Below are 12703 nucleotides of genomic sequence, written 5' to 3' on the forward strand. Positions count from 1 at the left end.
TTATGCAAAAAAAAAGAGATAGCTCTGGCTACCTCCGATTTTTCCAGTACTATTCTGTTCGTAGTAATTCTATCAACGTCTTTCCAATAATGGTGCCAGCTGTCCTTGGTGCAACTTTTGCAGGTAAACCAAGGGCCCATAAGGTTTGAATATGATGTTCCTTAGCAGCGGCAAAATCTGTTCCTCCAGGTTTGCTAGCTAAGTCAATGATTAAAGCCTGGCTTGGTAATTTTTTTAGAAGGTTAGAAGTTAAAAGAAGTGTTGGAACAGTATTAATAACAATCTGTTGAAGTGGGATTTTTGATTCTAATGCAGCTTCAAAAATTGGAGCCAATCCCATTTCAATCACCCTTGCTTCATCTTCTTTTTTTCGAACAAGAACTGTAACTTTTGCACCGACGGCAGAAAATAGGCGGGCAACAGTCTTACCAACTCTTCCAAAACCGAGAACAAGTACATGAGCGTTATGTATCGTAATATCCGTATGCTGGATTGCAAGCATTAACGCCCCTTCTGCAGTTGGAATTGAATTAAGAATCGCTACATCGTTTCTTGCAAAGAGAGCAACCAAATTTCGGTTTGTTTCTGTTGCAATTTGTTTTAAATAAGGCGTTATAATGCCTGAATACATAGTGGAGTTCGGTTTTGTTTTATTAATCATTTCTTTAGTTAGAAGAACCTTTTCCTTGGAAAATGTCGATTCGGCAATTCTGTTATCTTGTATTCCTGGAATAGGAAGGAGGATACTGTCCACTTCATGAAGTGGGACTCTTTGCCACTTAACTTTTATGACATTCTCATAAGAAATGGAAGCATCTTCAAAACCAATTAAATAAATTTTGCTTAATTCTGGTGCTAAAAGGCGGATCACTTCAAGCTGTCTAAAGTCACCACCGATGATTAATAGTACCTGTTTAGGATTCAATCATTCCACTTCCTTTCTTGTATGTGTAAAATAGCACACCTCCATATAAGAAAATATATGGAGGTGTAGATGTATTCAGACTATTTTCGTTTTATATTATTTGTTTCCTTAGTTTTTGAAAATGGTTGTAGTTAAAGTTTATATTTTTTTATTAATTGAATCAACTCATCTGTCATGGAAGATTGAGTCAAGTTTTTGTGGGAGTTTTTTTAGCTCCCTTTTTTATAAAGTAAAACCTCTAAGTTTGAATCCGCTTTCCAATTGGTTTTGTTCTTCCAACTGTTGATTCTCTCATTTTTTAAAAACCTTTTAATCCCTGTAAGGCAAAGTGAACGGGTTTTCCAATCGCTTGATTTAAGTATGGCATGTTCTGACGCACGGTTTCTGTTACTAATTTTGTGGGTATTTTTCTTTTCGCTCGATGCTCTTTCTTTGATTTTTCCGTGGCTTTTTCCCATTTCCCATATATCGTTTGGATGGATAGGTCATCCTTCAATCCAATCCACAAGCGCGCCATGCTCATGACCCCTTTTTTGCTCCATGCTCTTCCATTCTTTAATCGTTTGGCTAATTGATTCATCATCGCCTCTGCACTTCCCATTGGACGATACGCTGTCGTGTCCACACCTTTTTCCTGTAACCAACTACGGTAATCTTTTATGGTTTCCTGATGATGCGTTAAAAAGGCAAGGAAATGCGCTAGTTTTTCTTCTTTTTCTGGTGTATCCATTGTTCCTACTGCGCTATTCAACTCTAGAAGTAATGTTTCTACCTGGTAGTTTTTTAACGCTCTTTTCATGTAGCGGTATCGAGGATGGCTCTTCATTAGTTGCTTCATCGAACGAGCGACATGAAAACGGTCCATGGTGAAAAAGGCGCGTTCCCGAAAATACTCCCGACATGCCGTTATCCAGCCTGCTCCATCACCATTAATAATAAGCAAGGTTTGGGTAGGATCATACGCATAATTATTCTGTAAGAACGTTTCAAAGGCTTCCCAAAAGGGTTCTTTTCCTTCATAAAGAAAATGCCTTTTATTTCGGAGCCTGATTCGCTTTCCGTTTTCTTTCCATCCCTCGTGTACAGCGGCGAATTTCAACTCCCATCCACGCTTTTTCTTTTCTTGACTCTTCACATATAATCCATCTACTTCGACAAACAATACCTTTTGAAAAGGGCGTTTTTCCTTAGCGGGAAGTACGCTTGTTTGAAGAAGATGTTGCCGTAATGCTTCGTGGCTCATCGCCGAATAGCCTAAAAATTGTTCGAACGTTTCCACCGCCTTTCGATAGGAGGAGCCATTCGTCGCTAGTTCTAGCCCCCATTCTTCTAGTAGCGGACTAAATCCCTTATTCCCCTGAAACTGTAAATAGTGATCTAATAGACAAATATATTTTTTAGTCACACGATCAAAATAATAATTACGCTTCAGCTCCACAGCTCCAAACGCTGTATCTAATCGTATTTCTCGTTTATCACGTAAAGCAAATCTTCTTTTGTCTCGTTGCTGAGCAATCTCTAGATCCCAATTTTCTAATGTTTGAATAAGGATTTCTTGAAACGTCATTTGTAGTGTTCGAAATAAAGTTTTTTCCAATTCTTTTAATGATGGCATTTTTATGTTACATTGATTCATGAGAGCCTCTCCTTTTCGTATTTTTCGCCAAATTCTACTTTACAAAAGGATGCTCTCTTTTTTAATGCTTAATTTTTTCCAGCTACCGCGCTTTCGCTTGGTGGCCTTTTTGTCTAGTTGGAGGACGCGTCCCCCAACTAGACAAAAAGGATATTTATTCTCCCACAAACATTTTACTCATACGTCATGGAAGCAAGTGTATTAGCAGAAGAAGATATTTCTTCCATTGCAGCAAGCTGTTCTTCTGTTGAAGCTGCAACTTCTTCAGAAGAAGCAGCATTGTTTTTAGCTAAATCTGATATTACTTCTGCTGTTTTTTCCGTTTCTTGCGCAAAAGATAATATATCATTTATCTGGATGAAGTCCTTTATATTGCTCAAGCTTTGTCATAAGTGCCTCTGGACTGTCCTCGTTTTTATCATATAATTCATTTGTAATGATTTCTGCCAAATAATCTGCATCATGAAGCTTTGGGGAGATCGTGTTGTCAATACTGCTATTCAACAATTTTACATTCTCTTTTGTGCTCTCCATTATTTTCTCACTAAGTTCATGTTTTGCGCTTTGAAAAGATAGGTAACCCACAGTCAAAGTAGGAATAATTAGAATAAGGACAAAAGCAATATAGAGTTTTGTGCTTAAATTTAAATTTCGGTTTAATGATTTTATTTTTTTCATTAACACCATCTCCTTTCTATTCATTTTTATAAATTACATAGTTGCTAGTACTTATTAGAGAACCGAACTATGCAACACTTTTCGCATTTGCTTTATAAAAGTTAATTATTATTTCGACAAGTTTTGACAAAAATGAAGGGTTTTTATAAAATCTCTCATTTTTATTTGTGAAAAGTCAGAAAAAAATAACGAAATTGTCACAAATAAAAAACAGCTGTTAGTCAGCTGTTTAAATTCGTTATAAGGTGTTAGCTTTTAACATTCTATTTTTAAAGGCTTTTGGTGAACATTGATTTTCACGCTTGAATAACTTATAAAATTGCGCCATATTTGTTATGCCAACTTCATAACTGATTTCTAGAATGCTTTTATCAGTAGTTAAAAGTAATAACTCTGCTTTTTTTATTCGCTTCAAGTTTATATAATCGACAAAAGACATGCCCATTACCTTTTTGAAGTATTTGATAAAATAATGATAGCTGAAATTCAATAGCTTACAGACATCTTCAACAAGTATTCTGTCTTCTAAATGGCTATCTATATAATCTAAAACGGGTTTTAGTTTGGTAAGGTCTTGTTCTTCTGAATAGTGAAGCATATTTTTGGTATCGTTTCTCACGAACAAAAGTAATAGTCTTTTTATCGAATAATTGATAGCAATCTCGTATCCTTTTTCTTTTGTTTGGCTTTCTTTATGTATCTCATTAATTAAGTAATGTACTTCTTGTTTTATTTCTTTATTATCTTCAAATATGTAATTTATCTTTTCTAATGGATGTGTTAATTCGGAAAAGCAATAGAAATAGGGAAGAATACTTTGATCAAAGTGTTTATGAAGATCGATTTGTAAGACAATATAGCGCAATTTACCTTTCTTCACTTTACTTGTTCTATGCGGTTGTGACGCTCCCATGATAAGGACATCCCCTGAAGAAATCGTTAGATAATTTTCTTTCGTTTGTACCGTCAAATCTCCATCAATAATTGCAAGTAACTCTACTTCTTTATGATAGTGCCAAGGATAATAATCAACCGGAGTCATTACATGCTCTCTTTCATCATTAATTTCCCATACTTTTAAAGACAATAGAGGATTCTGATAAATTACTTTTTCATTAACTGGTTGATTAATGGTATGCTTTGTCTCCATTTCCACTTTATATTCTCCTCCTGTTCAACGAGACTCAGTGGTATATGTTCTCCTCTCTATTTTAGCAGAAAGCTGGCAATCAAATGACATAATTGCATAAAAAAAAGACAGGATTAAGGATTTTTTTATGCGCTTACATTTCATATAATGAAGCCATATTTAAAGAGAGAAGGAGTGGCTAAAGAATGATTACAGTTTGGAACGAAAATCGTCATGAAAAGAAAAATCCCGTAGTAGCGGAAATTTATCCAAATGGCATTCATGGTACGATTGCTGCGTTTTTGGAGAAGGCAGGTTATGAAACATATACTGCAACATTAGATGAACCAGAACATGGACTAACGGAGGAAGTGCTGAATAATACGGAGGTATTGGTATGGTGGGGACATTTAGCACATCACGAGGTACAGGACGAAATCGTACAAAAAGTGAAACAACGTGTCTTAGATGGAATGGGGCTAATCGTTCTTCACTCTGGCCATTTTTCGAAAATATTTAAATCTCTAATGGGTACTAGCTGTGACTTAAAGTGGCGAGAGGCAGACGATCGTGAACGTTTATGGGTTGTAGCTCCTAATCATCCAATTGTGGAAGGGATAAATGAATATATTGAATTAGAAAAGGAAGAAATGTACGGCGAACATTTTGATATTCCAGCACCAGATGAACTAATTTTTACTAGTTGGTTTGAAGGAGGAGAGGTTTTCCGCAGCGGCTGCACGTATGCAAGAGGAAATGGTAAGGTATTTTATTTTAGACCAGGTCACGAGACATATCCAACCTATCATCATCAAGAAATTCAACAGGTTATTATAAACGCAGTTAAATGGGCAACACCAGTTAAGCGAGAAAAACCTGTTTATGGAAATGCAAAACCTTTGGAAACCATTTCAGTTAAGTGAATTATAAGGAGGAAAAAATAATGGCTAAATTAAAAGTAGGCGTAATCGGATGTGGAAGTATTGCACAGCATCGTCATATTCCAGAATATTTATGGAATAATCAGGTAAAATTGGTTGCGCTATGTGACATAAATGAAGAAAGAGCAACTGAAATTGCTGAAAAGTATCAAGTTCAAGCATTTACAGACTATAAAGAACTATTAAAAATGGAGGAATTAGATGCAGTAAGTGTGTGTACACCTAATTATCTTCATGCACCTATTTCCATCGATGCCTTGAATGCAGGTAAACATGTTCTTTGTGAGAAGCCGATGGCTACGTCAGAGGAAGAAGCAGCTCAAATGATAGAAGCTGCCAAAAACAGCGGCAAAAAATTGATGATTGGACATAACCAACGTTTTGTAGCATCCCATCAAAAGGCACATGAGTTAATTAAAAGTGGAGAAGTAGGGAAAATATACAGTTTCCGCACTACATTCGGTCACGGTGGTCCGGAAGGTTGGAGTGTGGATGGAAAAGAAAGCTGGTTCTTTAAAAAAGAAGAAGCATTTATTGGTGCTATGGGTGATTTAGGGGTACATAAAGCAGATTTGTTACGGTATGTATTAGGAGAAGAATTCACGGAGGTTGGAGCATTTGTAGAAACAAATGCAAAAGAATTCTCCAGTGTTGATGATAATGCTGTTTGTATTTTAAAAACAGAAAGTGGCGTTATTGGAACATTGACAGCAAGCTGGGCTTATAGAGGGAAAGAAGACAATTCCACTGTAATCTATGCAGAAAAAGCGGTCATTCGTTTAGAGGATGATCCGAACTATTCGCTAATTATTCAATATACAAATGGGGAAAAAGTGAATTATGAGTTAGGAAGAATTCAGTCAAATAATGAAGGTGGACAGAATAAGACTGGTGTAATTGACCATTTTGTTGAAAGTATTGTAGAAGATAAAGAGCCGCTTATTTGTGGAGAAGAAGGGAAAAAATCGTTAGCTATTATTCTTGCAGCATTAGAATCGCAAGAAACGAAGACTATTACGAAAATATAGATAGACCGTATTCATGTAAATTGGAACGGATGAAAAGGAGAGTTCTCATGAAATTAGGTGTATTTACCGTTTTATTTGCAGAGAAGTCATTTGAAGAAATGCTTGATGCAGTGAAAGAAGCTGGTATTCAAGCTGTTGAAATAGGTACAGGTGGATATCCTGGAAACAACCATTGTAATTTAGAAGAATTATTGGAGTCAGAAGAAAAAAGAAAAGCGTATCTTGAAGAGGTAGCGAAACGTGAGCTAATCATAAGTGCATTCAGTTGTCATGGAAATCCCATTTCACCAGATAAAGCATTTGCTCAGGAATCTCATGAAACGTTAATTAAAACAATTAAACTAGCATCTTTGATGAAGGTTCCAGTTGTAAACTGTTTTTCTGGAACAGCTGGTGATCATGACGGAGCGAAATATCCGAATTGGCCTGTTACACCATGGCCGAATGAATATGCTGATGTGAAAAAGTGGCAATGGGAAGAAAAATTAATCCCGTATTGGAAAGAAGTAGGAAATATTGCAAAAGAACATGGAGTGAAAATTGGGTTAGAGCTACATGGTGGATTTCTTGTGCATACCCCATACACACTATTAAAATTGCGAGAGGAAACATGTGATGCGATTGGCGCAAACTTGGATCCTAGTCATTTATGGTGGCAAGGTATTAACCCAGTTGCAGCTATTAAAATTCTAGCAAAGGAAAATGCCATTCACCATTTTCATGCAAAAGATACGTATATTGATCAGGATAATGCCAATATGTATGGCTTAACAGATATGCAACCATATGGCGAAGTCCAAACTAGGGCTTGGACATTTCGTTCAGTCGGATGCGGACATAGTGTTAGTGAATGGTCGGACATGATGAGTGCTTTACGAACTTATGGATATGACTACGTTGTCAGCATTGAACATGAGGATCCAATTATGTCGATTCGAGAAGGACTAACAAGAGCTGTTACCAACCTGAAATCTGTTCTGATTGAAGAAACACCTTCCCAGATGTGGTGGGTATAAGCTTTAGGAAAGAGAATACGGTTAACATTCAATTTTAAAAATGGGAGCGGGGGAGAAAAATGTCCAAATTAAAGGTAGCGATTATCGGGTGTGGTAATATTTTTCCTATGCATGCACAATCAATCGTATCAAGAGAAGATGCAGAGTTAGTTGCAGTTTGTGATGTAAAGTCTGAACGAGCAGAAGAGAAAGCGAAAATCTATCATTGTGCCGCCTATACAAACTATCAAGAAATGTTTGAAAAAGAAAATCTAGATGTTTTGCATATTTGTTTACCACATCATCTGCATGCACCGGTGGCAATTGAAGCTGCGAAAAGACAGATTCATATTTTAACAGAAAAACCGATGTCTATTCACTATGATGATGCTGTAGAAATGGTAGAAACAGCGAAAGAAAATGAGGTAACCCTTGGTGTCATTTTCCAAAATCGCTATAATCCTGGATCACAGCTAATAAAGAAAATGTTAGAAAATGGAGAACTTGGTACAGTAAAGTCCGGAAAGCTATCTGTAACATGGGATCGTTCTGATGAATATTATCAAAAAAGTGATTGGAAAGGTACATGGGAAAAAGAAGGAGGCGGGGTAATAATCGATCAGGCAATCCATACAATGGATTTAATGCGATGGTTTATAAATGATGAGATTAAGTATGTAGATGCATCCATAAGCAATCGGGCCCATGAAATAATTGAAGTAGAAGATGCAGCAGAAGGAGTTATTGCCTATAAAAAAGGGATCGTGACTGCTTTTCATGCAATTAATTATTATACGTATGATGCTCCGGTTGAAATAGAGCTGCACTGTGAAAAGGGAATTGCCAAAATGGTTGCGGATCGGGCAACTGTACGTCTACTGGATGGAAGAGAATTTATTGCAGACAATAACCCTCAGGAAACTTTTCATTATGAAAATGGTGTAAAAGGATATTGGGGAGTAAGTCATGTAAAGCAAATCAATAATTTTTATGATTCGTTAGTAAATGGAACTCCATTAGATATAACAGGAGAAGAAGCATTAAAAACACAAAAAATGATCTGTGCTGTATATGAATCTGGGAAGAAAAAAGAACGTGTTTATTTTAAATCGACAGTTGAAACATTATAAAAAAACTAATTACTAAATATTTCAAAGTTTAAATTTTCGAAAAAGCTATATTAATTCCGTAAATTTCGGAAGATATAGCTTTTTTCTTTTAAAAGTCATTCTGCTACTCTAAAAACCTTTTTTGTAATGAGAAACTTATCGAAAAAAAATTTAAAAAAACACTTTACAAATCGTAATCGTTACGGTTAATATAGTATAGTCGATGAAACAATCTTTTATATTTCTAATTTAATATTTTAAATCGTAATAATTTCGATTTGTGTGGATAGGAGTTTATCCCACTCTTAATGTGCAGTAAGACCACCACCTCAAAACTGAGGAGAATGGAGGAAACTAGGTGGGGGAAGGATCCGTCAAAGTACATAACTGCCATGCAGGATGGGACTTATTCAAGAATCCTACTCCTGCATGGCACTAGAATAATAAGGGTATGAATAAAGAAAGGTATGGTAATTATGAGAGTAAATATAACACTTGTTTGTACAGAAACAGGAGACCGCAATTATATTACAACAAAAAATAAGCGAAATAATCCAGATCGGTTAGAACTTATGAAATATAGTCCACGATTAAAACGAAAAACTTTGCATAAAGAAAGTAAATAAAAAGGCAGGGTGAAAAAAATGGGGAAAAAATTTAAATTAGTTAGTATTATGTTACTTGCAGTATTGGTAATAGCAGCATGTGGGAAAGGGAATAATGATGAGTCAAGTGGAGCAAACAAAGAAAAGCTACAAATTATGACTACTTTTTATCCTATGTATGAATTTACGAAAAATATTGCAGGCGATAAAGCGGATGTAAAATTACTTATTCCTTCTAATCAGGAACCACATGGTTGGGAGCCAACTCCGAAAGATATAGCTAATGTACAAGCTTCAGATTTATTTATCTTTAACAGTGTATATATGGAAAGTTTTATCGATACAATTAAGTCGGCAGTTGATAATAAGGAAACAGTATTTGTTGAGGCTAGTAAAAGTATAACATTAAAAGAGGGTATTACCGATGAACATGATCATGAGAGTGAAGAAGCAGACCATGAACATGAGGGTGAAGAGGCAGATCATGATCATGAGAGTGAAGAAGCAGACCATGACCATGAGGGCGAAGAGGCAGATCATGATCATGAGAATGAAGAGGCAGAACATGACCATGAAAGTGAAGGAGAGGCCCACGAGCATAGCCATGAGAAAGATCCGCATGTGTGGTTAAGTCCAGCATTAGCGATTAAAGAAGTAGAAACAATTACTGAAAGTTTAATCGAAGCAGACCCAGATAATAAGGAAACATATCAACAAAATAGTGAAAAATATATTGCTGAATTATCTGCACTTGACCAAAAATATAACGATGCTTTAAGCAAAGTAGCAAAAAAAGAAATGATTACACAGCACGCTGCATTTGGGTATTTGGCTAGTGAATATGGACTTACACAAGTGCCGATTGCAGGATTATCACCAGAACAAGAACCAAATGCACAAAGATTAGCTGAATTAAAAGAATTTGCAAAAGAACATGATATTAGTGTTATCTATTTTGAAGAAACTGCATCTAAAAAAGTAGCTGATACTCTGGCATCTGAAATTGGTGCAAAAACTGAGGTGCTAAGCACTTTAGAAGTGTTAAGTAAAGAAGATGAAGAAAATGGATTAGATTATATTAAGGTAATGGAACGCAATTTAGAAAAAATTGTTCAAGCTCAACAATAATCGAATCGTTTATCCCACTCTTAACGGACAGTAAGACTCCCCCCTCAAGCTTAGGAGAACACGAGGAAGAAAGGTGGGAGATCAACTGCCCGTAAAGGTCCGATTGGTTCAACTAACCATCAGTGGGGAAGGAAGTTTCACTTTATTTAAGCCTCTATGGGAGTTTTCTTAAGCTCTAATAGAGGCTTTTAATGTAGTATATATTGGCTGTTGATTTGCTCAAGATAAGCGTGCTATTGTATAAATGAAACCGTTTTATGGAGGGGTATAGATGGTCGCAAATCAACGGATTGTGTTTATTGGTGATAGTATTACACAGGCAGGAAAATTTGAAGATAGTGAGCAGATTGGTTATGGATACGTTCGTTATATTAAAGACTACTTTGTTATTAATCAACCAGAAGAATTACCAATTATTTTTAATAAAGGAATAAATGGTAATAGAATCCCTGATCTAGAGCAACGTTGGGAAGCGGATGTTCTATCCTTATGCCCCAATCTAGTATCAATATCGATTGGGATTAATGATGTGTGGAGGCAATTAGATCATCCTGAATGGAAACAAGTGACTCCAGTGAGATTTAGAGAAATCTATGATCGGTTATTAGAACAGGTAACTAAGAATACTGAAGCCAGTATCTTTTTGATGGAACCAACAATTATTGAAGAAAAGATGGAAGCAGAAGGCAATATTCTATTAAAGGATTATGTAGAAGTGATTCATCAACTAGCAGAAAGATATAGTGCGACAGTTGTCCCAACACATCAAGTATTTATAGAGTATTTACAAAAACAAAATCATCAAGTATTAACGACAGATGGTGTACATATGAATTCTGCTGGAAATATGTTAATGGCGCAAACCTGGTTAAAAGCTTATAACAAATATATGGAAGCAAAAAAGAAGACTTTATAAATCTTCTTTAAAAAAGAGGACTTGTTACTAGAAAGCAAGCCTCTTTGTTTTTCTATTAAATATTTGATTTCACTAGTGTTGCGTTAATTTAATTTAACTATTAAAAATACTTGAAATGTTCAATTTTATCATTTTATGCAAAGAAAAAGTCCTTTATAATGGATAAGTTAGGTGGTAACCCGTCCAAATCCACTAAAAAGGACTATCGCATGGACAAGATTACACGAAAAACTTCATTTGGACAATGGTTTTCACCAATAAATCTTCAATTATTTGAAGAAAACGTGAAAACGTTGAAATTAGATTTCTATACGAAAAAACTAACGACAGAGTCATTTCTAAAATTATTACTTTTTGCGCAGCTAGAAGAAGTCGAAAGTCTGCATGCGCTGAGCGATTGTCTTTTCGATGATCAACTGCAAAAGGGCATTGATCTTGATTCTATCAGTATTTCCCAACTCTCACGCCGTTTAAATGGCATGAATCCAGACTTATTCCAAAAGCTTTTCCTTGATTTAGTTTCACAAATTCATGCCAAAACGCACAACACGAAACTTGTGATGCCATTAAAAATCATTGATTCAAGCACATTGCCTCTCAATTTGACTAATCATAAATGGGCAAAATTCCGCAAAACAAAAGCGGGTGTTAAATTGCACTTACGCCTTGTGTTTATGGAAAAAGGTATATCCTATCCCGAAAAGGCCATTATGACAACGGCCAAAGAACATGACCGCGGTCAGCTTGAAGTAATGGTTGATGACAAGGAATGTATGTATGTGTTTGACCGTGGTTACTTAGACTACGAACGCTTTGATCGGATGACAGATGACGGCTACTTTTTCCTTTCTAGGCTGCGAAAAAACGCAGTCATACGGGAGGTTTACGATTTTAAACTACCCGAGAATACATCTGTTTTGTCGGATCAAATGGTGTTGATTGGTACGACGCAAAACCGTGCCGAAAATTACTTTCGTCTTCTAAAAGTGATTGATTCAAAAGGAAATGAGCTTCATTTAATCACAAATCGTTTTGATTTAAGTGCTGAAGAAATCTCAAAGATGTATAAATCACGCTGGGCGATTGAGTTATTTTTCAAATGGATTAAACAACATCTCCATATCAAAAAGTTTTACGGCCAAAGCGAATGGGCAATTCAGAATCAAGTGTTTATCGCACTTATTGTTTTTTGCCTGCATGTTCTCGCACAAATCGAGACAAAAAGTAAACGAAAAACCCTACAAATTAGCCGATATTTACGGGCAGCTTTGTGGAAACCAGCACATATTTGGCTTCGAAAGATTGAAGGAAAAACCATTCCTTAATAAACAAATTGTCGTCGTCTCTTAAGTCTAATTGTAAAAAAATTTCCAAATGGATGGATCCACCTTTAGTTGGGTATTTACTTTTTTGGCTCTTAACAGGGGACATATTTAAACTGAATATTCTAACAACATTTATGCAACACTAGTGATTTGATTTAAGCAATAGAAAAAGAGCAGCTGGGCTAATTTTGCAAAGATTCCATTATTAGAAAAGAAAGTCTTTCCTAAACCGAAATATCAAGGTATGATAGGGGAAGCAAATAGAAAGAGAGTGAATAACTATCATGG

Annotated in this window: 13 protein-coding genes; 8 read left to right on the forward strand and 5 right to left on the reverse strand. The window is 35.8% G+C overall.

Annotated elements, in window-relative coordinates:
* Window positions 1-49 precede the first annotated feature (49 nt).
* From dpsA to NKG37_RS15335, 5 genes are all read right to left on the reverse strand, one after another.
* Window positions 50-925 (reverse strand): dipicolinate synthase subunit DpsA, encoded by an 876-nt coding sequence (gene dpsA, locus NKG37_RS15315; RefSeq protein WP_016200852.1) that lies wholly within the window; start codon window positions 923-925, stop codon window positions 50-52.
* A 298-nt stretch (window positions 926-1223) separates the two neighbouring features.
* The gene (locus tag NKG37_RS15320; protein WP_254414903.1) at window positions 1224-2540 is read right to left on the reverse strand and encodes an ISLre2 family transposase; all 1317 of its coding nucleotides are present in this window, start codon (window positions 2538-2540) and stop codon (window positions 1224-1226) included.
* A 194-nt stretch (window positions 2541-2734) separates the two neighbouring features.
* A complete protein-coding gene (locus tag NKG37_RS15325; protein WP_254414904.1) occupies window positions 2735-2941 on the reverse strand; it encodes a hypothetical protein in 207 nt (68 codons plus the stop codon).
* Entirely contained in the window at window positions 2907-3239 is a 333-nt protein-coding gene (locus NKG37_RS15330) for a hypothetical protein (RefSeq protein ID WP_254414905.1), read from the reverse strand. Before NKG37_RS15330 ends, NKG37_RS15325 begins: the two co-directional genes overlap by 35 nt.
* A 238-nt stretch (window positions 3240-3477) precedes the next feature.
* Window positions 3478-4389: a helix-turn-helix domain-containing protein gene (locus NKG37_RS15335; protein WP_169189641.1), complete on the reverse strand. Its 912-nt coding sequence runs from the start codon at window positions 4387-4389 to the stop codon at window positions 3478-3480.
* Window positions 4390-4574: 185 nt separating this feature from the next.
* Here NKG37_RS15335 and NKG37_RS15340 point away from each other — a divergent pair, with 185 nt between their 5' ends.
* From NKG37_RS15340 to NKG37_RS15375, 8 genes are all read left to right on the forward strand, one after another.
* Window positions 4575-5291, forward strand: a complete 717-nt coding sequence (locus NKG37_RS15340) for a ThuA domain-containing protein (RefSeq protein WP_016200855.1) — start codon at window positions 4575-4577, stop codon at window positions 5289-5291.
* 20 nt (window positions 5292-5311) lie between these two features.
* The gene (locus NKG37_RS15345) at window positions 5312-6337 is read left to right on the forward strand and encodes a Gfo/Idh/MocA family protein (protein ID WP_169188296.1); all 1026 of its coding nucleotides are present in this window, start codon (window positions 5312-5314) and stop codon (window positions 6335-6337) included.
* Window positions 6338-6384: 47 nt separating this feature from the next.
* Window positions 6385-7353 carry a sugar phosphate isomerase/epimerase family protein gene (locus NKG37_RS15350; RefSeq protein WP_016200857.1) on the forward strand — a complete coding sequence of 323 codons (969 nt, stop codon included), beginning with the start codon at window positions 6385-6387 and terminating at the stop codon, window positions 7351-7353.
* A gap of 59 nt (window positions 7354-7412) precedes the next feature.
* Window positions 7413-8462, forward strand: coding sequence for a Gfo/Idh/MocA family protein (locus tag NKG37_RS15355; RefSeq protein WP_016200858.1), 1050 nt, complete (start codon window positions 7413-7415; stop codon window positions 8460-8462).
* A gap of 455 nt (window positions 8463-8917) precedes the next feature.
* A complete protein-coding gene (gene rpmG / locus NKG37_RS15360) occupies window positions 8918-9067 on the forward strand; it encodes a 50S ribosomal protein L33 (protein ID WP_016200859.1) in 150 nt (49 codons plus the stop codon).
* An 18-nt stretch (window positions 9068-9085) separates the two neighbouring features.
* The gene (locus tag NKG37_RS15365) at window positions 9086-10174 is read left to right on the forward strand and encodes a metal ABC transporter substrate-binding protein (protein ID WP_254414906.1); all 1089 of its coding nucleotides are present in this window, start codon (window positions 9086-9088) and stop codon (window positions 10172-10174) included.
* Between the two features lie 271 nt (window positions 10175-10445).
* Window positions 10446-11090: an SGNH/GDSL hydrolase family protein gene (locus NKG37_RS15370; protein WP_169188298.1), complete on the forward strand. Its 645-nt coding sequence runs from the start codon at window positions 10446-10448 to the stop codon at window positions 11088-11090.
* A gap of 209 nt (window positions 11091-11299) precedes the next feature.
* Window positions 11300-12415, forward strand: coding sequence for an IS4 family transposase (locus NKG37_RS15375; RefSeq protein ID WP_100525938.1), 1116 nt, complete (start codon window positions 11300-11302; stop codon window positions 12413-12415).
* Window positions 12416-12703: the final 288 nt, after the last annotated feature.

It is taken from the genome of Niallia sp. RD1, from assembly GCF_024219955.1.
Classification (GTDB): Bacteria; Bacillota; Bacilli; order Bacillales; family Cytobacillaceae; genus Niallia; species Niallia alba.